Annotated in this window: 19 protein-coding genes and 1 riboswitch; of the genes, 15 read left to right on the plus strand and 4 right to left on the minus strand. The window is 67.2% G+C overall.

Annotated features, from left to right (window positions below; translation table 11 throughout):
• Positions 1-3 precede the first annotated feature (3 nt).
• The 9 genes from atpA to JWN21_RS03360 all read left to right on the plus strand — a co-directional run bounded on the left by atpA (position 4) and on the right by JWN21_RS03360 (position 10,063).
• Complete coding sequence (gene atpA / locus JWN21_RS03320) at positions 4-1,533, plus strand: F0F1 ATP synthase subunit alpha (protein WP_299646202.1); 1,530 nt, start codon at positions 4-6, stop codon at positions 1,531-1,533.
• A 96-nt stretch (positions 1,534-1,629) separates the two neighbouring features.
• Positions 1,630-2,511 carry a F0F1 ATP synthase subunit gamma gene (locus JWN21_RS03325; RefSeq protein ID WP_299646205.1) on the plus strand — a complete coding sequence of 294 codons (882 nt, stop codon included), beginning with the start codon at positions 1,630-1,632 and terminating at the stop codon, positions 2,509-2,511.
• 25 nt (positions 2,512-2,536) lie between these two features.
• Positions 2,537-4,018: a F0F1 ATP synthase subunit beta gene (gene atpD, locus JWN21_RS03330; RefSeq protein ID WP_299646207.1), complete on the plus strand. Its 1,482-nt coding sequence runs from the start codon at positions 2,537-2,539 to the stop codon at positions 4,016-4,018.
• A 117-nt stretch (positions 4,019-4,135) separates the two neighbouring features.
• Complete coding sequence (locus JWN21_RS03335; RefSeq protein ID WP_299646209.1) at positions 4,136-4,387, plus strand: ATP synthase F1 subunit epsilon; 252 nt, start codon at positions 4,136-4,138, stop codon at positions 4,385-4,387.
• A 207-nt stretch (positions 4,388-4,594) separates the two neighbouring features.
• Positions 4,595-4,694, plus strand: a riboswitch (glycine riboswitch).
• 150 nt (positions 4,695-4,844) lie between these two features.
• Entirely contained in the window at positions 4,845-6,107 is a 1,263-nt protein-coding gene (gene gcvT / locus JWN21_RS03340) for a glycine cleavage system aminomethyltransferase GcvT (RefSeq protein WP_299646211.1), read from the plus strand.
• Entirely contained in the window at positions 6,104-6,475 is a 372-nt protein-coding gene (gcvH, locus tag JWN21_RS03345) for a glycine cleavage system protein GcvH (RefSeq protein ID WP_299646213.1), read from the plus strand. The genes gcvT and gcvH overlap by 4 nt, the downstream gene beginning before the upstream one ends.
• Before the next feature lie 110 nt (positions 6,476-6,585).
• On the plus strand, positions 6,586-7,944 hold the full coding sequence (gcvPA, locus tag JWN21_RS03350) for an aminomethyl-transferring glycine dehydrogenase subunit GcvPA (RefSeq protein ID WP_299646215.1): 1,359 nt from the start codon (positions 6,586-6,588) through the stop codon (positions 7,942-7,944).
• Positions 7,941-9,515 (plus strand): aminomethyl-transferring glycine dehydrogenase subunit GcvPB, encoded by a 1,575-nt coding sequence (gene gcvPB / locus JWN21_RS03355; protein WP_299646217.1) that lies wholly within the window; start codon positions 7,941-7,943, stop codon positions 9,513-9,515. Before gcvPA ends, gcvPB begins: the two co-directional genes overlap by 4 nt.
• Before the next feature lie 95 nt (positions 9,516-9,610).
• On the plus strand, positions 9,611-10,063 hold the full coding sequence (locus JWN21_RS03360; protein ID WP_299646219.1) for an ABA4-like family protein: 453 nt from the start codon (positions 9,611-9,613) through the stop codon (positions 10,061-10,063).
• Between the two features lie 109 nt (positions 10,064-10,172).
• On the opposite strand, the gene JWN21_RS03365 is transcribed toward JWN21_RS03360, so the two are convergent.
• Both JWN21_RS03365 and JWN21_RS03370 read right to left on the minus strand, forming a co-directional pair.
• On the minus strand, positions 10,173-10,598 hold the full coding sequence (locus JWN21_RS03365; RefSeq protein WP_299646221.1) for an organic hydroperoxide resistance protein: 426 nt from the start codon (positions 10,596-10,598) through the stop codon (positions 10,173-10,175).
• 11 nt (positions 10,599-10,609) lie between these two features.
• Positions 10,610-12,199, minus strand: a complete 1,590-nt coding sequence (locus JWN21_RS03370; protein ID WP_299646223.1) for an amidohydrolase — start codon at positions 12,197-12,199, stop codon at positions 10,610-10,612.
• Between the two features lie 49 nt (positions 12,200-12,248).
• Here JWN21_RS03370 and JWN21_RS03375 point away from each other — a divergent pair, with 49 nt between their 5' ends.
• Both JWN21_RS03375 and JWN21_RS03380 read left to right on the plus strand, forming a co-directional pair.
• Positions 12,249-12,485 carry a hypothetical protein gene (locus JWN21_RS03375; RefSeq protein ID WP_299646225.1) on the plus strand — a complete coding sequence of 79 codons (237 nt, stop codon included), beginning with the start codon at positions 12,249-12,251 and terminating at the stop codon, positions 12,483-12,485.
• A 66-nt stretch (positions 12,486-12,551) separates the two neighbouring features.
• Positions 12,552-14,306: a hypothetical protein gene (locus tag JWN21_RS03380; RefSeq protein ID WP_299646227.1), complete on the plus strand. Its 1,755-nt coding sequence runs from the start codon at positions 12,552-12,554 to the stop codon at positions 14,304-14,306.
• Here JWN21_RS03380 and JWN21_RS03385 read toward each other — a convergent pair.
• Positions 14,236-15,141: a DMT family transporter gene (locus JWN21_RS03385; RefSeq protein ID WP_299646230.1), complete on the minus strand. Its 906-nt coding sequence runs from the start codon at positions 15,139-15,141 to the stop codon at positions 14,236-14,238. The two genes, JWN21_RS03380 and JWN21_RS03385, sit on opposite strands and share 71 nt — an antisense overlap.
• Positions 15,142-15,265: 124 nt before the next feature.
• On the opposite strand from JWN21_RS03385, the gene JWN21_RS03390 reads away from it, so the two are divergent.
• Together JWN21_RS03390 and JWN21_RS03395 are read left to right on the plus strand one after the other, a co-directional pair.
• Positions 15,266-16,798, plus strand: a complete 1,533-nt coding sequence (locus tag JWN21_RS03390) for an aminoacyl--tRNA ligase-related protein (protein ID WP_299646232.1) — start codon at positions 15,266-15,268, stop codon at positions 16,796-16,798.
• A 1-nt stretch (position 16,799) separates the two neighbouring features.
• On the plus strand, positions 16,800-17,837 hold the full coding sequence (locus JWN21_RS03395) for a TrkA family potassium uptake protein (protein ID WP_299646234.1): 1,038 nt from the start codon (positions 16,800-16,802) through the stop codon (positions 17,835-17,837).
• A gap of 7 nt (positions 17,838-17,844) precedes the next feature.
• Here JWN21_RS03395 and glpD read toward each other — a convergent pair whose 3' ends face one another.
• On the minus strand, positions 17,845-19,305 hold the full coding sequence (glpD, locus tag JWN21_RS03400; protein WP_299646236.1) for a glycerol-3-phosphate dehydrogenase: 1,461 nt from the start codon (positions 19,303-19,305) through the stop codon (positions 17,845-17,847).
• 97 nt (positions 19,306-19,402) lie between these two features.
• Between glpD and JWN21_RS03405 the strand changes: the two genes are divergently transcribed.
• Together JWN21_RS03405 and JWN21_RS03410 are read left to right on the plus strand one after the other, a co-directional pair.
• Positions 19,403-19,810 carry a hypothetical protein gene (locus tag JWN21_RS03405; RefSeq protein WP_299646238.1) on the plus strand — a complete coding sequence of 136 codons (408 nt, stop codon included), beginning with the start codon at positions 19,403-19,405 and terminating at the stop codon, positions 19,808-19,810.
• 56 nt (positions 19,811-19,866) lie between these two features.
• Positions 19,867-22,158, plus strand: a complete 2,292-nt coding sequence (locus JWN21_RS03410; RefSeq protein ID WP_299646240.1) for an RNB domain-containing ribonuclease — start codon at positions 19,867-19,869, stop codon at positions 22,156-22,158.
• Positions 22,159-22,187: the final 29 nt, after the last annotated feature.

Below are 22,187 nucleotides of genomic sequence, written 5' to 3' on the forward strand. Positions count from 1 at the left end.
GTGATGGACATCCGCGCCGCGGAAATATCCAAGGTCATCAAGGACCAGATCGCCAATTTCGGCACGGAGGCTCAGGTCTCCGAGACCGGCCAGGTGCTGAGCGTCGGCGACGGCATCGCGCGCATCTATGGCCTCGACAATGTCCAGGCGGGCGAGATGGTCGAGTTCGCCAATGGCGTGCAGGGCATGGCGCTGAACCTTGAGGCCGACAATGTCGGCGTCGTGATCTTCGGCTCCGACGCGGAAATCCGCGAGGGCGACACCGTCAAGCGCACCGGCACCATCGTCGACGTGCCGGTCGGCAAGGGGCTGCTCGGCCGCGTGGTCGACGGCCTGGGCAATCCGATCGACGGCAAGGGCCCGATCGTCAGCGACCAGCGCAGCCGCGTCGAGGTCAAGGCGCCGGTCATCATCCCGCGCCAGTCGGTGAGCGAGCCGATGCAGTCGGGCCTGAAGGCGATCGACGCGCTGGTGCCGGTCGGCCGCGGCCAGCGCGAGCTGATCATCGGCGACCGTCAGACCGGCAAGTCGGCGATCGCGCTCGATACCTTCATCAACCAGAAGGCGGCGAATGCCGGCACCGACGAGTCGAAGAAGCTGTACTGCGTCTATGTCGCGGTCGGGCAGAAGCGCTCGACGGTGGCGCAGCTGGTCAAGACGCTCGAAGAGAATGGCGCGATGGAATATTCCATCGTCGTCGCCGCGACGGCTTCGGAGCCGGCGCCGCTGCAGTTCCTGGCGCCCTACACCGGCACCGCGATGGGCGAGTATTTCCGCGACAACGGCATGCACGCGCTGATCGTGTTCGACGATCTGTCGAAGCAGGCAGTGGCGTATCGCCAGATGTCGCTGCTGCTGCGCCGTCCGCCGGGCCGTGAGGCGTATCCGGGCGACGTGTTCTATCTTCACAGCCGCCTGCTGGAGCGCGCAGCGAAGATGTCGGACGCGAACGGCGGCGGCTCGCTGACCGCGCTGCCGATCATCGAGACGCAGGCCGGTGACGTGTCGGCGTACATCCCGACCAACGTCATCTCGATCACCGACGGCCAGATCTTCCTGGAGACCGACCTGTTCTTCGCGGGCATCCGTCCGGCGATCAACGTCGGCCTGTCGGTGAGCCGCGTCGGTTCGGCCGCGCAGACCAAGGCGATGAAGAAGGTGTCCGGGTCGATCAAGCTGGAGCTGGCGCAGTATCGCGAGATGGCGGCGTTCGCGCAGTTCGGGAGTGATCTGGACGCCTCGACCCAGCGCCTGCTGGCGCGCGGCGCTCGCCTGACCGAGTTGTTGAAGCAGCCGCAGTTCAACCCGCTGCCCTTCGAGGAGCAGACCGCGTCGATCTTCGCGGGCACGCAGGGCTATCTGGACAAGGTCGCGGTGCAGGACGTGACCCGCTACGAGGCCGCGATGCTGAGCGACTTGCGCGCGAACCACGCCGACACGCTGGGCATGATCCGCGATACGCGCGATCTCGGCGACGAGGCCCGCGGCAAGCTCAAGGGCGCTCTCGACGCGTTCGCGAAGACGTTTGCGTAAGTGACTGGACGGGGAGGGGATTAACCCTCCCCGTTCGTGTCGAGCGTAGTCGAGACACAGGTTCCTCGACTTCGCTCGGAACGAACGGACAATTGAATGGCATCCCTGAAGGCCCTCAAGATCCGCATCGGCTCGGTGAAGTCGACGCAGAAGATCACCAAGGCGATGAAGATGGTCGCCGCCGCGAAGCTGCGCCGTGCGCAGGACGCGGCGACGCAGGGGCGCCCCTATGCCGAGCGGCTGGAGGGGGTGATGGCGAGCCTCGCGTCCAAGGTGACGGTGAGCGAGTCGTCGCCGCGGCTGCTCGCGGGCACCGGGCGTGATCAGGTGCATCTGCTGGTGGTCGCGACATCGGAGCGCGGCCTGGCGGGCGCGTTCAACACCAACATCGTCCGCGCCGCACGCCGCAAGGCGGAGGAGCTGACCGCCCAGGGCAAGACGGTGAAGTTCTACCTCGCCGGCAAGAAGGGCCGCGTGCTGCGCCGCTTCTATCCCAGCCAGATTTTGCATGACGCTGACCAGTCCGGCATCAAGAACCCCGGTTTCGTCGACGCGCGCGTGATCGCCGACGATCTGGTGCGCCGTTATGAGGCGGGCGAGTTCGACGTCGCGCACCTGTTTTATGCCAAGTTCGTCTCCGCATTGGTGCAGGAGCCGGTCGGTCGGCAGATCATCCCCGTGGCGATCGACACTACCGGCGTCGTGCCGACCAACGCCGCCGAGGCCTCGGTCGAGTATGAGCCCGACGAGGAGCAGATCCTCGCCGACCTGCTGCCGCGCAACCTGGCGATCCAGCTGTTCCGCGCGATGCAGGAGAACCAGGCCAGCTTCTTCGGCGCGCAGATGAACGCGATGGACAACGCCACCCGGAACGCCGGCGACATGATCAAGCGCCTGAGCATCCAGTACAACCGCACCCGTCAGGCCGCGATCACGACCGAACTCGTCGAAATCATCTCGGGCGCGGAAGCGCTCTAAGACATACGAAGCAGGAAGCAGACACATGGCAACCCTCGCCGACGATATCCGCCCGACCCAGACCACGGGCAGCAGCAACAACACGGGCCGCATCGCGCAGGTGATCGGCGCGGTGGTGGACGTGCATTTCGACCAGCAGCTACCGGCGATCCTGTCGGCGCTCGAGACCGACAACAATGGCAACAAGCTGGTGCTCGAAGTCGCGCAGCATCTGGGCGAGAGCACCGTGCGGTGCATCGCGATGGACGCGACCGAAGGGCTGACGCGTGGCCAGACGGTGCGCGACACCGGCTCGCAGATCACCGTGCCGGTCGGGCCGATGACGCTGGGTCGCATCCTCAACGTCGTCGGCGAGCCGATCGACGAGCGCGGCCCCGTCAACACGACGCTGCGCGCGCCGATCCATGCGCAGGCGCCCGCCTTCATCGATCAGTCGACCGAGAGCGCGATCCTGGTCACCGGCATCAAGGTCATCGACCTGCTCGCACCCTATGCGAGGGGCGGGAAGATTGGCCTGTTCGGCGGCGCGGGCGTCGGCAAGACGGTGCTGATCCAGGAGCTGATCAACAATATCGCCAAGGGTCACGGCGGCGTGTCGGTGTTCGCCGGCGTCGGCGAGCGGACGCGTGAGGGCAACGACCTGTACCACGAGTTCCTCGACGCGGGTGTCATCGCCAAGGATGCTGACGGCAACGCGACGCCCGAGGGTTCGAAGGTGGCGCTGGTCTTCGGCCAGATGAACGAGCCGCCCGGCGCGCGTGCGCGCGTGGCGCTGTCGGGCCTGACGATCGCGGAGTATTTCCGCGATACCGAAGGCCAGGACGTGCTGTTCTTCGTCGACAACATCTTCCGCTTCACGCAGGCGGGCGCCGAAGTGTCGGCGCTGCTCGGCCGCATCCCGTCGGCGGTGGGTTATCAGCCGACGCTGTCGACCGACATGGGCCAGCTGCAGGAGCGGATCACGTCGACCAACAAGGGCTCGATCACCTCCGTGCAGGCAATCTACGTGCCCGCCGACGATCTCACCGACCCGGCGCCGGCGACGTCGTTCGCCCATCTGGACGCGACGACGACGCTGAGCCGCGCGATCTCTGAGCTGGGCATCTATCCCGCCGTCGATCCGCTCGACTCCACGTCGCGCGTGCTGGAGCCGCGCACGGTCGGCCAGGAGCATTACGAGACGGCGCGCGCGGTGCAGCAGACGTTGCAGCGCTACAAGTCGCTGCAGGACATCATCGCCATCCTGGGGATGGACGAGCTGTCCGAGGAGGACAAGCTGACGGTGCAACGTGCCCGGAAAATCCAGAAGTTCCTGTCGCAGCCCTTCCATGTGGCCGAGGTCTTCACCGGCATCTCGGGCAAGTTCGTGCAGCTGGAGGACACGGTTCGCTCGTTCAAGGCGGTGGTGAACGGCGAGTACGATCACCTCCCCGAGAGCGCCTTCTACATGGTCGGCGGCATCGACGAGGCTGTCGCCAAGGCCGAGAAGATGGCGCAGGAGGCGTAAGCAAGTTCCCCTCCCGTTTGCGGGAGGGGCTGGGGGTGGGGATGTCCCGCTCCCGTCAGGCGGCCCGACAGGCCCACCCCCGACCCCTCCCGCAAACGGGAGGGGGGAGAAGCACAGATGCTCCACTTCGAACTCGTCACCCCCGAGAAGCTGGTCCGCTCGGAAGAGGTGTACATGGTCACCGTGCCGGGCGCCGAGGGCGACTTCGGCGTGCTGGAGGGGCATGCACCCGTCATGTCGACGATCCGCGACGGCGAGCTGCTGGTGTTCCGCACGCAAGGTGCACAGCCCGACGCGGTGGCGATCCGGGGTGGGTTCGCGGAGGTGTCGGCCAAGGGGCTGACGGTGCTGGCCGAAGAGGTAGGCTGACCTTCAATCCTCCCCGTTTACGGGGAGTTGGCAGCGCGGCACGCGCTGACGGAGGGGGCTCTCCACGAGCGAACCCGCCTGCGGCCCGCCCCCTCCACCACCGCGCAAGCGCGGCGCTCCCCCTCCCGGTCCCGGGGAGGATTGAGCGATTGACTCGCCTCCTCCCCGTCGCCAAGAGCCGGCACGTCGATGCCGGGCAACCGGCATGGGCTTCGCGCGGGAGAGTGCTCCACCCTTTCAGGGCCGGGAGCCGCCGAAGGAGCAACCGCCCCGGAATCTCTCAGGCACAAGGGACCGCGCGGGGCCGGCGACACTCTGGAAAGCGCTGCTCGCGAGAGTGGCCACCGAAGGTGTAACCCCGGATCCGGTTTCGGGGGAAAGCTCTCAGGTTCCGTGACAGAGGGGGTTTCCGGTCGACAGCGGAACTTCGCCGTCGGCCGCCCTTTGGAGCGTGGCAATGAGCGAAGCGGTACATGACGGCCCCACCGACGACACCCAGGCGCGCGGCCGCCACTTCGGCAACGATCCGGAGCACGAGGGCGACGAACCCGAGACTCAGCTACTTCCGCTGGATAGCTGGCATCGTGCGCGAGGTGGCCGCATGGTCGTCTTCGCCGGCTATCACATGCCCGTCCAATATGAGGGCGTCATGGCCGAGCATCTGTGGTGCCGCGACCATGCGGGGCTGTTCGACGTCAGCCATATGGGCCAGCTGGTCTTCACGGGCGAGGGCGCCGACGCCGCGTTGGAGGCGGTGCTGCCCGGCGATGTGACGGGGCTGACGGCCGGGCGGATGCGCTATTCACTGCTGCTGGGCGAGGGCGGCGGCATCCTCGACGACCTGATGATCACGCGGCTGCCCGCTCCCAATCCGTTCGTCCCGAGCGAAGTCGAGGGACATGGTGTCTCGACCGCGCTCGACACGAACGGGGGATTGTACATGGTCGTCAACGGCGCGACCAAATATGATGACATCGGCTATCTGCTCGACGCGCTGCCCGACGCGGTGACCATGAACCTCGCCGACGATCAGGCACTGCTTGCCGTGCAGGGGCCGAAGGCGGTCGATGCGCTGGCGCGGCTGGTTCCGGGCGTCGAGGCGCTGGTGTTCATGACGGCGGGTGCGTTCAGCTGGAACGGCGCGGCGCTGTGGATTTCGCGATCGGGCTATACCGGCGAGGATGGATTCGAGATCTCGCTGCCGGCCGAACATGCCGCCGCCTTTGCCGACGCACTGTGCGCTGAGCCCGAGGTCAAGCCGATCGGCCTGGGCGCGCGCGATTCGCTGCGGCTCGAGGCCGGATTGCCGCTCTATGGGCACGATCTGGATGCCGACACGACGCCGGTGATGGCCGACCTGGGTTTTGCACTGTCGAAGCGCAGACGCGAGGCGGCGGATTTCGCGGGCGCGGAACGCATTCTGCTGGAGCGAGAACAGGGTCCGGTCGCCAAGCGCGTCGGCCTGCTGGTCGAGGGTCGCCAGCCGGTGCGCGAGGGCGCGGCGGTGGTCGATGCCGACGGCTCCGATGTTGGCCGCGTCACCAGCGGCGGTTTTGCGCCGACGCTGGGGGCGCCGATCGCAATGGCGTACGTTCCGCTCGCGATGGCGGTGCCCGGCACGCGCGTCACCCTCGCCCAGCGCGGCAAGGTCCACCACGCGACGGTGACCGCGATGCCCTTCGTTCCCCACCGCTACGTCCGTACAGGAGGCATGAAATGAGCCGTTACTTCACCGAGGATCACGAATGGATCGATGTCGACGGCGACATCGGCACCGTCGGCATCTCCGACTATGCGCAGAGCCAGCTGGGCGATGTGGTGTTCGTCGACACGCCGCTGGAGGGCCGCGAGCTGACCAAGGGCGACGAGGCCGCGACGGTGGAGTCGGTCAAGGCTGCGTCCGATGTCTATGCGCCTGCGTCAGGCACGGTGCTGGAGGGCAACGCGGCGCTGGTCGACACGCCCGAACTGGTCAACGCGGATGCGGAGGGTGACGGCTGGTTCTTCCGCATCACGTTGTCCGATCCCGACGAGCTGGACGAGTTGATGAACGAAGCCGCCTACGAGGCATTCGTCGCGAAGCTCTAAGCTCCCCTGCCGCTCGCGGGAGGGGCTAGGGGAGGGCCTGTTACGCCCCCGCCGCTCTCGACAAGTCGTCCCCCCGACCCCTCCCGCTTGCGGGAGGGGAGGAGCACCGAATGCGCTACCTACCCCTGACCAGCCACGACCGCGAGGACATGCTCGCCACCATCGGCGTCCATTCGATCGACGAGCTGTTCGCCGACGTGCCCGAGGCGGCGCGGCTCAAAGGGCCGATTCATGGCCTGCCGCTGCATGCCAGTGAACTCTCCGTCGAACGCCACATGACCGCACTCGCGAGGCAGAACACCGTCGCGGGCGAGGTGCCGTTCTTCCTCGGCTGCGGCGCATATCGTCATCACGTCCCCGCCAGTGTCGATCACCTGATCCAGCGCGGCGAATTCCTGACCGCCTACACGCCGTACCAGCCCGAGATCGCGCAGGGCACGCTGCAGATGCTGTTCGAGTTCCAGACGCAGGTCGCGCGTCTGCTCGGCACCGACGTGGCGAACGCGTCGATGTACGACGGCTCTACCGCGTGCTGGGAGGCGATCGGCATGGCGCGGCGGATCACGCGGCGTGGGCGTGCGGTGATCTCCAGCGGGCTGCACCCGCATTATGTCCAGGTCGCGAAGACGATGGCGAAATACACGGGCGACGTGCTCGACACCGCCACACCGTCGCTGATCGCTGAGACCGATCACGACCGGCTGCTGGCGGCGATCGACGACGACACCAGCTGCGTCGTCGTCCAGTACCCCGATATCCTGGGCCGATTTGCCGACCTCCAGCCGCTCGCCGATGCGTGCCATGCGAGAAAGGCGCTGCTGATCGCCGTGGTGACCGAACCCGTGGCGATGGGGGCGCTGAAGTCGCCCGGCGAGATGGGCGCCGACATCGTCGTCGGCGAGGGCCAGTCGATCGGCGTCGGTCTGCAGTTCGGCGGGCCCTATGTCGGGCTGTTCGGGTGCAAGGAGAAATACGTCCGCCAGATGCCGGGGCGGCTGTGCGGGCAGACAACCGACGCGGAGGGGCGGCGCGGCTTCGTGCTGACGCTCTCGACGCGCGAGCAGCATATCCGCCGCGAGAAGGCGACATCGAATATCTGTACGAATTCAGGGCTTTGCGCGCTGGCTTTCTCCATCCACATGACCTTGCTGGGCGAGGCGGGGCTGCGGCGGCTGGCGGGCATCAACCATGCCGGCGCCTGCCGTGCGGCGGATCGGCTGGCGCAGGTGCCGGGAGTGCGGCTGATCAACGAGACGTTCTTCAACGAGTTCACGCTCGATCTCGGGAGGGAAGCGAGGCCGATCGTGCGGACGCTCGCTGATCGAGGAGTGCTCGCGGGCGTGTCGCTGGGGCGGTTGTACCCAGGCGAGGCTCCGCTCGCGAACGGGCTGGTCGTCGCGGTGACGGAGACGACGACACCGGAGGATGTGGAGACGCTGGCAACGGCGCTTGAGGAGGTGTTGGCGTGAGCATCAACCAGAGCGGCTGGCGCCCGGAGCGTCCCAACGCCGGCGGGCAGGGCACCCCCACCCACACCGGCAACAAGGCGCTGATGCTGGAAGAGCGGCTGATCTTCGAGATCGGTACCGATCGCACGACCGGGGTCGACTTCGCGGCCGGCGACGTGGCGCATGATCGGCTGGGTGGCCTCACCCGCAAGAACCCGATCGGCCTCCCCGGCCTGTCAGAGCCGGAAACGGTGCGTCACTACACGCGGCTCAGCCGCCAGAACTACGCCATCGACCTGGGGCTGTTTCCGCTCGGCTCGTGCACGATGAAGCACAATCCGCGGCTGAACGAGCGGATCGCGCGGCTGCCGGGCTTTGCCGACGTGCATCCGTTACAGCCGGTGGAGACGGTGCAGGGTGCGCTGGGCGTGATCAACGAGCTGGCCTTCTGGCTGATCGACCTGACCGGCATGCACGGCGTGGCGATGAGCCCCAAAGCGGGCGCGCATGGCGAGCTGTGCGGCATCCTGGCGATCAAGGCAGCGCTGAAAAAGCGCGGCGAGGGACATCGCAAGGTCATCCTGGTGCCCGAATCCGCGCACGGCACCAACCCGGCCACCGCCGCCTTTGCAGGCTTCACCGTCGAGGACATTCCCGCCACGAAGGACGGCCGCGTCGATACGGAGGCGCTGGAGCGGCGGCTCGGGCCGGATGTCGCGGGGGTGATGATCACCAACCCGAACACCTGCGGGCTGTTCGAGCGCGACATGAAGAAGATCAGCGACGCGGTCCACGCGGCCGGCGGCTATGTCTATTGCGACGGCGCGAACTTCAACGCGATCGTCGGGCGCGTGCGGCCGGGCGATCTCGGCATCGATGCGATGCACATCAACCTGCACAAGACCTTCTCCACGCCCCATGGCGGCGGTGGGCCGGGTTCCGGGCCCGTGGTGTTCTCCGAAGCGCTGTCGCCGTTCGGCCCGCTGCCGTTCACGGAGCGCCATGCGGACGGCCACATCACGCTGGTCGAGGAAGAGACGTTCGCCGATCGCCATCCCGACAGCTTTGGCCGCATGACCGCGTTCCACGGCCAGATGGGCATGTTCACGCGCGCGCTGACCTACATTCTCAGCCACGGGGCAGACGGGTTGCGGCAGGTCGCGGAGGACGCGGTGCTCAATGCCAATTACGTGCTGCGGTCGCTGGAGGACGTGCTCGACGCGCCGTTCGGCCATGCCGGCCCCTGCATGCACGAGGCGCTGTTCTCCGACGACGGGCTGCCCGAAGGTTTCTCGACCATCGACATTGCCAAGGGACTTATCGACGAGGGCTATCACCCGATGACGGTGTATTTTCCGCTCGTCGTCCATGGAGCGATGCTGGTGGAGCCGACCGAAACGGAGTCCAAGGCCGCGCTGGACCAGTTCATCGGCGCGCTGCGCAGCGTCGCGGAGCGGGCAAAGGCGGGCGATGCGGGGTTGAAGTCCGCCCCCCACTTCGCACCCCGATCGCGGCTCGATGAGACGGGTGCGGCGCGCAAGCCGGTGCTGGTGTGGAAGGAGCCGGTGCTTGTGGCGGAGGCGGCGGAGTAGTTCCCGACTTCGTTCGTACCGAGCGAAGTCGAGGTACATGACGCGCGCCAGCCCCTCGACTACGCTCGGGGCGAACGAGATCGGGGGGCGGCGCGATGTGGGATCAGCTGTTTGGACTGACCAACATGGCCGCGCTGCTCGGCTGGGCGGTGCTGCTGTTGGGGCCACGCCGCTGGCTTCCGGTGGTGCGCTATGCGGTCGTCGGCTTTCTGTGCGCGATCTACGTGCTGCTGTTCGGATTGCTACTCGCGGGGCTCGTCGATCCAGGCCGTGACGGACCGATCGGAGCGTTCGAATATTCCGTTCGCGGCTTGCGCGCGCAGTTCGCCAGCGACGGCGCGATCGTCGTCGGCTGGACGCACTATCTGGCGTTCGACCTGTTCGTCGGCTGCTGGATTGCGGCGGACGCCGACCGGCGCGGTGTGCGGCGCTGGGCGCAGGCGCCGGTGCTGCTGGCGACTTTCTTAGCGGGTCCGGTCGGGTTGCTGGTGTGGTTCGTATTGAAGCGCTTCGGCTCCCCCTCTCCCTTGAGGGGAGAGGGTGCCTGAGCGCAGTGAAGGCGGGTGAGGGGTTGTGGATCGCCGCCGGTGAGTGACAGCCCCTCACCCTGCCGCTTCGCGGCTGTCCCTCTCCCCTGAAGGGAGAGGAAGGAGGAGATCACCCCACGCTCAGCCCCACATCCAGATTGCCGCGCGTGGCGTTGGAATACGGACACACCTCGTGCGCCGCCGCCATCAGGCGTTCGGCATCTGCCTTGTCGATGCCCGGTAGGGTCGCGGTCAGGTCAGCCGTCACGCCATAGCCGCCCTCCTCGCGAGGACCGAAGCCGACCTGCGCGGTCACCGTCGCGTCGGCGGGCACCTTGACGCCGACCTTGCCCGATACCGCCTTCATCGCGCCCAGGAAGCAGGCGGCATAGCCGGCCGCGAAGAGCTTTTCCGGGTTGGCGCCGTCGCCGCCGGGGCCGCCCATCTCCTTGGGCACGACCAGCTTCACGTCGACCGAGCCGTCGTCAGAGCGTGCCGATCCGTCACGCCCGCCGGTCGCGGTGGCGCTGGTCTTGTAGATCACGTTCACGGCCATGCTTGTTTCTCCTATTTTGCGGCAGCGGGAGCTTCCTCCAGCATCGGCCACTTAACGCCCAGCTGCTCCAGATAGCTGCCATGCTTCGCCGGGTCGTAATAGAAACGCGCCAGCGCCGGTTTGTGCCGTGCCATGATCTCGGCGTTGATCTCGATCGCCGGCTTGTCGGTCGCGGCGATCATCGGCAGGTATTCCTGATCCTTGGTCTGCACGTCGGTGAAGTAAGCCTTCGCCGCCGCGCGCAGCTCCGGTTTGGTGAGCAGGTCCAGCGCCGTCATCGCCACCACCTTCGCGCCGGCGAGCACGCCCTTGTGCGCGATCGGCGTCGCCATCGCGATCGCGTTGGACCAATTGTGACCGGGCAGCTCGGGGATATTCGAGGGATAGCTGATCGTGATTGTCGGCACGACCCAGCTGACATCACCGATATCGTCCGAACCGCCGCTCTTGGGTTCATCCAGCGGCGGGGTGAGCTCCGACAGCTTGACCGCGAGCCCCTCGCGTTTCTCGGACCCGACATTCTTCTGGACGAGCTTGGCGAAGGCCTGTTCGTCCGGCGTCCATTTCGGGAGACCGATCGCACGAATGTTGGCGTAGGCGGCCTGCGCCATCGGCCGATTGAAGTGACGCGGCGCGGCGGTGCCGAGGATGCGGCGCGTGACGGTGGTGCCGGTCATCGCCGCAGCCCCTTCTGCCATGCGATTGCCGAGCGCGAAGTTGTCGGCGATCCGCTTGAAATCCTGCTCGCGGAAATAATACCAGACCGCCGCCTCCGACGGCACGACATTGGGCTGATCGCCGCCGTCGGTAATGACGTAATGCGAGCGTTGTTCGGTGCGCAGATGCTCGCGCTGCATGTTCCAGCCGGTGTTCATCAGCTCGACCGCGTCGAGTGCGGACTTGCCGCGCCAGGGGGCACCTGCCGAATGCGCGCTCTCGCCCTTAAAGCGGTATTCGACCGAGACTAGCCCGGTGCCAGACGGCCGCCCCCAGCTGGTGCCCAGATTGTCGCCGACATGGGTGAACAGCACCGCGTCGACGCTTCGGAAGACGCCGTCGCGGACCATGAACGCCTTGCCCGCGACAAGTTCCTCGGCGACGCCGGGCCAGAGCAGGAGCGTGCCGGCGATCCCCGCGCGCGTCATCTGATCCTTGACCGCAAGCGCCGCGATGACGTTGACCGCCTGACCGCTGTTGTGCCCTTCGCCGTGACCGGGGCCGCCTTCGACCATCGGCTTGCGATAGGGCACGCCGGGCATCTGCGATGCCTTGGGAATGCCGTCGATATCGCTGCCGAGCGCGATCGTCGGACCGCCGGTCTGGTTGGTCCCCACCTTGTTGGTCCAGCGCGCCGTCCAGCCGGTCGGCAGGCCGGCGACCCCGCGCTCGACGGTGAAGCCCTCGCGTTCCAGCAGCGCGGTCAGGTAGCGTGCGGTCTCGACCTCCTGGAAGCCGAGTTCCGCGAACGAGAACAGGCTGTCGTTGATCTCCTGCGCCAGCTTCGCGCGCGCCTCGACGCCGGCGACGGCGCGCTGCTTGACGTCCTGCGCCGCCGCTCCAGTCGCGAGCAGCAGCGTCGCGAGCCCGATCATCATCCGCATGAACTTCCCCTATGTTTCAGCCGGGTACGGCCCTTTGCCGCGATCGGTGATGAACCTGTTGATCCGTGTCTCCAGCACCGGCAAGGGCACCCAGCCGAGACTGAGCAGCGTATCGTGGCAGGCGCGGATGTCGAACTTCGCGCCGACCCTCGGTCGCCAGGCCCTCCGCCACGCGCCATCGCCATCCGGCCTGCCAGAGCCCATCGAAGTGGCCGTCAGGGGCAGGTGCGGCGGCCGTCAGCAGGGTTTCAGCGAGTGGCAGAAGGAGGCCCATGGCCATGCCTAGCGCCTCTAAGGGGCCGCTGCTAGACGGTCGCGTTGGGCCGGGGATAGGTAAATGGGGGAACACGCCGTGACGCGCGCGACGTTTGTCGCGCTCGCAGTCTGCGCATTTGTGGCCCTGACCTGCATTCTGCTGTCGCTGAACCGCGGGCTCGAGTTGGGAGACGAGTCGGCTTACATATACCTGCTCCACCATCCAGACGTGGTGATGCAGTTCGTCGATTATCGACTTTGGGGGGCGTTCGGCGGCTCGGTCACCTTCTACCGTGTGCTGCCGCTGGTGTTGACCACGGCGAGTGCCGCGTTCGTGGCTGCAGGCGCGGTCCGCAGCCTGGATTTGAACCGGCGCGAAGCGGTGTTCGTTCACCTTGCCACGCTGGTCGGCGCGCTGGGTTATTTCTCTGTCATCCGCCCGACGATGAACTATGGAACGACCGGGCTCGTGTTCGGCAACCTGTTCATGGGGTTGCTGCTCAACGACCTAGCGCGTGCGCCGAGCCGCGGCTGGCCGTTGATCCTGTCCGTGCTGCTAGGAGTCAGCCTGTCGCTGATTGCCTTGGGGCGGTTCACCGCCGTTCCGGCCTATGTCGTCATTCTTATGGCTTATGCGGCGCTGCGACCCGGACCGCCGGCGACACGCGTCGTGCTGGTGGTCGCAACGCTGCTGGCTACGATGGCGGCCGTCGCGGTGCTGCAGGCGAGGAGCTTAGCCATCACCGACATGATCACGTTCGGGACAAGCCTGGCGAGCGCGTCCCACCGCCCGAGCGCGTTTGTACCTCGCGATCTCCTGTTGATCGCGCTGATGGCAGTCGCTGGTCTCGCAGGCGCTGTGGCGGTTTTGCTGGCGGCCCGGCTGGGGTTGTCGAGTTCGTGGGCGGCGGTGGCGTTCGTCGCCTTCGTCCTTGCGGCTGCGGTGATCGATCAGCGCGCCGTGCTGGCCGCCACCGACCCCGGTCCGTCACCATTTGAAACGAACGTAAATCTGTACGGCACCACCTATGGCTTCTACATCGCGGCGGCTTTCTTCGCGGCGCTGATGGCGTTTGATGCCATATGCGAGGGGCGTCGCGCATGGCAGCGAGAAGGGCGGTCATGGGGGGTGGTGGTACTGCTCGGACTAGCCTGCGCCCTGCCATTTCTGGGCACGAACACCGGCATCCTCGCGCGCTCCGGGTTGAACGCAGGTCCATTGTTCACCGCCACCGCCGTGTTGGCGCTCACGGTCGCGCGGCGCGGCGTACTTGCAAACTGGGCAGGGTCCGCTTGCGTCATAGGCGTCGCGGCGCTGGCGGCCTTGTGGGTGTTCCTGAACACGGTCTGGTCCCCCTATGGCGTGAACGGCGGTTGGAGCCGGCAAACCGTCCGGCTGGATTCACCAGCGAGTGTGGCGGGGCTGCGGGTAAGCGCCGGGACAGCCGCGTTGGCGACCGAACTGCAAGAGGGTTTGGCAATGCTCGGCTACGACCGGACGCTAGACCGGCTCCTGACCGGCTACGGCAAACCGGGACTTGCGGTCCTGGCAGACGGCACAACGGTGACACCGCCTTTTCTTTATGATTATCCCGGCATGACCGTAGTCATTTGCGATATGGTCACACGCGGCGTGCAGAGCATGCGACCCAGACGACTTTACGGCCTCAACATCGATTTCCGGCCTGAATTACGTCGCTGCCTCGCCGAGCGCGGGATCAACCTCGCACCCAGCCGCGTCCACCGGGTTTCCAAGCGCCTGACGATCAACATCGTGCCAATCAGCCGATCCCTTCTGCGATCGCCCGCGTCGTGGCATCCCGGCGGCGGACATGCTCGCGCCAGACGATGAACAGCCCGCTGCCGACAATGATGGGCGCGCCGATCCAGGTTGCCGGGACGGGCAGGGTGCCGAACACGAGCCAACCGAACAAGGTCGCCCAGATCAGGGACGTATAGTCCATCGGCACCACCACCGACACCGGCCCGCGCGCCAGACTGGCGGTCATCGCCAGCTGCGCCGCGCCGCCGAGCAGCCCGATCGCACCGAGCATCAGCCAGACGTGGGGCTCGTGCCCCTGCGCGCTTGCCGCGTAGATGATCCCCAGCGGCAGCAGCGACAGCGTGGAAAACCAGAATACCGTGGTCAGCGCGCTTTCGGTCCGCCCGATCTGCCGCAGCATGATCGAGACGCAGGCGGTGCCCGCCGCCGCGAGGACGCCTAGCGTCGCGCCGCCCAGCGGGATGGCGTTGGCGCCAGGCTGCGCGACGATCACCACGCCGGCAAACCCGGTCAGCACGGCGACCCAGCGCCGCCAGCCGGTCGGCTCCTTGAGGATCAGCGCGCCCAGCACAGTGGCGAAGATCGGCATGGAAAAGCCGATCGTCGTCACCTCGGCGAGCGGCAGCGCCAGCACCGCGGAAAAGCCGAACCCCATCGTGATCAGCCCAACCACCGCGCGCAGGAGGTGCGCGCCCATGCGCCGGCTGCGCAGACTTGCAACTCCCGGCCCGGCGGCGATCACGCCCGTCACCAGCAGCGCCGCGCCCGACTGACGATAGAACAGGATCTCGCCTAAGGACGCGCCGCCCTGTTCGGCGAGTTTGACGCACACCGTCATGCCCGCGAACAGCGCCACGGCGAGGAGACGCAGCGCTATGGCGGAGAAGAGGCGGTCGTCGTTCATGCGCTTGTGAAGTCGTCCCGGCATCCACGCGAGACGCCCGCGTGCCGAAGGCTGATGGACGCGCATGGACCCTTAAACAAGTTCACAGGTGACGCGAGCGGGGCGAAGCGGCTAACCGGTCCTTATGAAACACGCGCTCCCCGTCACCCGCGAACAGGATTTCGCCGCCTGGTATCAGTCGGTCATCACAGAGGCCGATCTGGCCGAAGAGTCCGGGGTGCGCGGGTGCATGGTCATTCGGCCCTGGGGCTATGGCATCTGGGAGCGCATCCAGCGGCTGCTCGACGACCGGATCAAGGCGACGGGGCATGAAAACTGTTATTTTCCGCTCTTCATCCCGCTCAGTTACTTTGAGAAGGAAGCGGAGCATGTCGATGGTTTTGCAAAGGAAATGGCGGTCGTCACGCACCACCGGCTGATCGCGGACGGCAAGGGCGGCCTGGTTCCGGACCCGAGTGCGAAGCTCGAGGAACCGCTGGTCGTGCGGCCTACGTCCGAGACGGTGATCGGCGCCGCATTCGCTCGCTGGGTGCAGTCGTGGCGCGACCTGCCGGTGCTGATCAACCAATGGGCCAATGTCGTGCGGTGGGAGATGCGCACGCGCATGTTCCTGCGCACCTCGGAATTCCTGTGGCAGGAGGGGCATACCGCGCATGTCTCGGCCGATGAGGCACGCGAGCATACGCTGCGGATGCTGGAGGTGTACCGCTGCTTTGCGGAGGATTGCCTGGGGCTGCACGTGATCGCCGGTGAGAAGCCGGAGAATGAACGCTTCCCAGGCGCGGTGGCGACCTATTCGATCGAGGCCATGATGGGTGACGGCAAGGCGCTGCAGGCGGGCACGTCGCATTTCCTCGGCACGAACTTCGCATCCGCTCAGAACATACGGTTCCAAAACGCTGAAGGTCAGGTGGAACTGGTGAACACGACCAGCTGGGGTGTGTCGACGAGGATGATCGGTGCAGTCATCATGGTGCATGGCGACGACGACGGCCTGCGCTGTCCGCCCGCGATCGCGCCGTGGCAGGTGGTGATCGTGCCGATGCTGCGCGACGGCCCCGACGACGAAGCGATCATCAGCTATTGCAGGGGGTTGCAGGGCGAACTTGCCAGACAGAGCGCGCTGGGTGAGCCGGTCCGCGTGCTGCTCGATCTCAAGCCCGCCAAGGCGGCGACGAAGCGGTGGGGCTGGGTCAAGAAGGGCGCGCCGGTGATCGTCGAGGTCGGCGGCCGCGACGTGGCGGGCGGCAACGTCTCGGTGATCCGTCGTGACGAGCTGTACCGGGCTGACGGCAAGCTCGACAGCCGCGTGATGCCGCAAGCCGAGCTGATCGAGGGCGCGGGCGCGCTGCTGGAAGCGATCCAGGCATCGCTGCACGATCAATCGATCGAGAATGTGCGCGCCAACATCGTGCCGTTGAGCGATTGGCCGGCGGTGGAGGCGAGCTTCGCCGCCGATCAGAAGAACCCCGGCTGGGTCGATGTCGCGTGGTGCAGGCCGACGGGTGCCGCGCTGGACGCTGTGGTGGAGCAGCTGAAGGCACTGAAACTCACGATCCGCAACGCGCCGCGTGGCCAGACCGGGCAGCCCGACGCGCCGTGCATCTTCACCGGCGACACCGCCGTCGAGCGCATCCTGATCGGCCGGTCCTACTAGGATGCCCGACGGGCGGCCCTACCGCCCCGGCGGCGACGAGCCGCGGTTCTTTCGCCGTGGCCGCCTTGGCGTCAAGGCGACATTGCTGCTGCGCGTTCTGGGCGTACTGCTGCTGGTCGGCATCGCGCTCGGTGGACACTGGTTGGACCGGGGCGGCCTGCGTGACAACTCGGACGGACACGTTTCCTTCCTCGACGTCGTCTATTTCACCACCATCACGGTGACGACGGTCGGCTATGGCGACATCGTGCCGGTGACCGACACGGCGCGGATGTTCGACACCTTTGTGGTGACGCCGATCCGCATCTTCGTTTTTCTGATTTTTCTGGGATCCGCCTACAGCTTCATGCTGCGGCAGGGATGGGAGCGGTGGCGCATGGGGTATGTCCGGCGGGCGTTGAAGGATCACACGATCGTCTGCGGCTATGGCGCGACCGGCGAGGCGGCGGTCGACGAGCTGCTCGCGCGGGGCACGCTGCCGGATGCCATCGTCGTCGTGGACTGCGATCCGGCGCGGCTGCGCGAGGTGGAGGCGCTGGGCGCCGCCACGGTCCAAGGTGACGCGACCCACAATGCGGTGCTTGAGACGGCCGGAATTCGCACCGCATCGACAGCGATCGTCACCGCCGGCCGCGACGACACGGCCGTGCTGGTGATGCTGACGATCCGCCGGCTGGCACCGGAGGTCCGTGTATCCTGCGCGATCGCCGAGCGGGAAAACGAGGTTATCGCGCGCGACGCTGGCGCCGACGTGATCGTCAATCCGATCTCCTTTGGCGGCCAGTTGCTCGCCGGCTCCACGGTCGGACCGCATCTAGCCGATTATGTCGCGGAGCTCGTCACGCGCGGCGGTGACGCCGATCTGCATGAGCGGACGGTGACGCCCGCAGAGGTCGGCCGCTCGCCGGGCGAAATCCGCACCGGGCAGGTGCTGCGGATCTATCGCGACGACCGGTGCCTCCTGCTGGAAGATCCCGCCGCGCAGAGCCTGAAGGCCGGCGACGTGCTGATCGAGGTGGTGGCTCCTTCCCCGCGCTGACACGCCTTCAGGCGCCGGGGAAGGTCGCGTTCCACCACTGCTCGAACGCCGCACGCTCCGCCGTGGACATTGCCATGCCCAGCTTCGACCGCCGTCGCAGCGCATCTTCGGCCGCTCGCGCCCATTCGCGATCGTGCATCCACCGCGCCTCTAGTTCGGTCAGTCCGGCGCCAAACGTCCGGCCCATGCCCGCCTGATCGGGCACCTGGGCCAGCATCTCCGGCACGCTGCTGCCATAGGCGCGCGCCATGCGTGCGGCCCGGTCCCTGCCGAGAAAGGGCCAACGTGCCTCGATCTTCTCGACGAAAGGCTCGAAGGGGCCGGTATCGCCGCCGGGGAACGCCCGGTCGCGCGTCATTCGCCGCGCCTCGAAGCCCAGCGCCGGGGCGAGCTTCGCGATCGCCTCCTCTGCCAGATGGCGTGCGGTGGTGATCTTGCCCCCGAACACGCTCAGCAGCGGCGGGCCGCTTGCGTCCAGCTCCAGCACATAGTCGCGGCTCACCACCTGCGCCTCGCTGGCGCCGTCGTCGTAGAGCGGTCGCACGCCCGACCAGGTCGCGACCACGTCCGCAGGCGCGATTTGGCGGGTGAAATGTCGGTTTGCGGCGTCGCATAGATAAGCGATCTCGCCGGCGTCGATCACCGCGTCCTCCGGCCGCTCCACCGGCACGTCGGTGGTGCCGATCTCGGTCATGCCCTGATAGGGAATGGCGAAGACGATCCGCCGGTCGGGCTGTTGCAGCATGTAGGCGTGATCGCCTTCGTACAGGCGCGGCACGACGATGTGGCTGCCCTTCACCAGCCGTACATGACCCGCCGCGTTGATGCCGAGTTTGCCCAGCGCCTTGCCCACCCAGGGTCCGGCGGCGTTGACCAGCGCGCGCGCGCTGACCTCGCGTCCGTCCGACAGTGTCGCGCGCCACACTGCGTCCTCGCGCCGCGCGCTCTCCAGGGCGGTGCGCGTCGCGATCTCGGCACCGTTGGCGGACGCATCGAGTGCATTCGCGAGCGTCAACCGCGCGTCGTCGACCTGCGCGTCCGAATAGACGAAGCCGCGCCTGCCGCCCTTCAGCGGGGCGGCAAAAGCGGCGTCCGACGGTCGCAGCCCGCGCGAGCGGGGCAGCGACATGCGCCCGGCGAGCAGATCGTAAAGGGCTAGTCCCGCACGCACCATCCACCAGGGTCGAACCGCGTGTTCGTGCGGCAGGACGAAGAGCATCGGCCGGATCAGGTGCGGCGCGGCCTTGAGGAGGCGTTCGCGCTCGCGCAGCGCCTCCGCGACGAGGCGAAAGTCGTATTGCTCCAGATAGCGCAGGCCGCCATGGATCAGCCCGGTCGACGCGGACGAGGTATGGCTCGCCAGATCGTCTCGCTCGACCAGCAGCACGCGCAGTCCGTTCAACGCGGCCTCGCGCGCGATCGCACAGCCGTTGATGCCGCCGCCGACGATGAGAAGGTCGTAGCTCATGGCCCGACATCTAGCCGCGCGTACCCGGGCTGGCGAGGAGGGAACCTGCGCGAGCGGACAGTCGTTTCGGACGCGTCATCTTTCCAAGGAGACCAGTATGCGTAAGGTGATCGCGGCACTTTCCACCGCCACGCTCCTGCTGTCGGTTCCCGCAATGGGCTCGGCCAAGGACAAGGGCCATGGCAAGAAGCATGGCAAGGAATACGCCCGCGGGCATGACGGGCATCGCGGCCATGCCAGCTATCGCGGCTGCCCGCCCGGATTGGCGAAGAAGCGCAATGGCTGCTTGCCGCCAGGTCAGGCTAGCAAGTCATATTGGAACCCAGGGTCGCGCGTGCCGGTCGGCTATTCGTCGTGGACCCGCTATGACGCGATCCCTGAGCGTTATCGGTCGCGGGTGCCGTACAATGCGGACTATCGCTACGTTTACCGGGACAATCAGGTGTACGCCGTCGATCCGCAGACCCGCCTGATCCGCGAAGTGATCAACCTGCTCGGCCGGTGAGAACGGACAGGTAAAAAGACTTTCGCGTTTGGGGGGAGGGACCCTATCTCTCCCCCATGCCGATAAAGAAGGCTGGCCTGCCCACGCGCCAACAGATCCTCGATTTCATCGCCACCTCGGATGTCCCGGCCGGCAAGCGCGAGATCGCGCGGGCGTTCGGGTTGCACGCGCAGGACAAGATTGCGCTCAAGGCGCTGCTCCACGACATGGCGGACGAGGGTCTGATCGACGCCTCGCCGGGTCGGGCGTTCCACCAGATGGGCGGCGTGCCCAAAGTAACGGTGCTGCGCGTCGCGGATGTCGACGACGGCGGCAACGTCTGGGCAGTCCCCGAGCGATGGGAGGCGGAGACGCCGCCGCCGCGCCTGCGCGTGCGCGAACGCAAGCGCGGCGCGCTGGGCGTTGGCGAGCGCATCCTCGCCCGTACCGAAGAGGCGGGCTCAGGCTGGATCGCGCACCCGATGAAGACGCTCGCGCCCGCGTCCGAACAGATGCTGGGCGTGTTGCGGCGCGAGGGGGAGCGGCTGTGGCTCACCGCCGTCGACAAGAAGGAGCGCCGCGAGGTGCTCGTGTCCGACCCGGGCGACGCCGAACCCGGCGACCTAGTGCTCGCGGAGAAGGCAGGGCGGCCGCCGCGCATCACCGCGCGCGTCGTGCAGCGGCTCGGCGATCCATTCGCGCCGCGGTCGTTTTCACTGATCGCGATCCACAAGCTCGGCATCCCCGACGGGTTCTCGCCCGAAGCGCTGGAGGAGGCGGAGCGGGTTGCGAAGCAGCCGCTTGGCGAAGGTCGCGAGGACCTGCGCCACCTGCCGATCATCGCGATCGACCCGGCCGATGCGCGCGACCATGACGACGCGGTATGGGCAGAGGCCGACGACGACCCGGCCAATGCGGGCGGCTGGCGCGCGATCGTCGCCATCGCCGACGTCAGCTTCTACGTCCGGCCGGGCTCGGAACTGGACCGCGAGGCGCGCAGGCGGGGCAACAGCGTCTACTTCCCCGACCGCGTCGTGCCGATGCTGCCGGAGGTGCTGTCGGCCGATGTCTGCTCGCTCAAGGAGGGTGAGGACCGTGCGGCGCTGGCTTGCCACCTGCAGGTGACGGCGTCGGGCGCGCTGAAGTCGTGGCGTTTCACTCGGGCGATCGTGCGGCTGGTTGCGAATGTCGCGTATGAGGATGCGCAGGCAATTCATGATGCTTCGGCTCCCTTCCCCCTTGCGGGAGGGGCTGGGGCTGGGACTGTCGACCAGACCGCATCGCTCGTGGACAGCCCCACCCCTAGCCCCTCCCGCAAGCGGGAGGGGGAATTGGCTCCAATCCTCACCAACCTATGGGCGTGCTGGCGCGCGCTCCTCGCCGCGCGCGAGGCCCGCAACCCGCTAGAACTCGACCTGCCGGAGCGCCGCGTTGTGCTCGACGAAAAGGGCCGCATCCTGTCGGTCGCGCCGCGCGAACGGCTCGATTCGATGCGATTGATCGAGGATTACATGATCGCCGCCAACGTCGCCGCCGCCAAGGCGCTGGAAGCAAAGAAGGCGCCGGTCATGTACCGTGTCCACGAGCCGCCGACGCGCGAGAAGCTGGTGGCGTTGAAGGATTATCTGGAGACGTTCGGCGTGCCGTTCGCGCTGGGTCAGGTGATCCGCCCGGCAACGTTCAACCACTTGCTGGAGCGGGTCGGGGACGCGGATCACCGGCCGCAGGTGATGGAACAGGTGCTGCGCACGCAGACGCAGGCTTACTATGCGCCGGCCAATCAGGGGCATTTCGGACTGGCGCTGGGCAGCTACGGCCATTTCACCTCCCCGATCCGCCGCTATGCCGACCTGCTGGTCCATCGCGCGCTTGCGAGCGCCTATGCGCTCGGCGCCGGTGGCCTGGGCGGCAACGAGGATTTCGAGCGGCTGGGCGAGAGTATCTCCATGCTCGAACGCCGCGCGATGGAGGCGGAGCGGGATACGGTCGACCGCTATGTCGCGGCGTTCCTGGCCGAGCGGGTGGGGCAGGAGGTCGATGCGCGGATCACCGGCGTCACCAATTTCGGCTTCTTCGCCACCGTGGAGGGTGTCGGCGGCGACGGGCTGATGCCGGTCCGCGATCTGGGCGGGGAATATTATCGCTTTGACGAGGCCGCGCGGACGCTGACCGGCGAGCATAGCGGCGACCAGTTCAGCCTCGGCCAACGGCTGCGACTGCGACTGGCGGATGCCAACCCGGTGTCGGGGGGGCTGCGCTTCGAGCTGCCGGAGGGGAAGGGGGCGAAGCCCGAAGCGCGCGGACCGGCGCGAGTGCTGAAACGAAGAGGCAGGCCTGCAAACATCCGGCACCAGGGCAAGCGGCGCTGACAAACCCTCTCCCGCCTTTGCGGGAGAGG

The sequence above is a fragment of the Sphingomonas bacterium genome (assembly GCF_028292945.1).
GTDB lineage: Bacteria > Pseudomonadota > Alphaproteobacteria > Sphingomonadales > Sphingomonadaceae > Sphingomonas.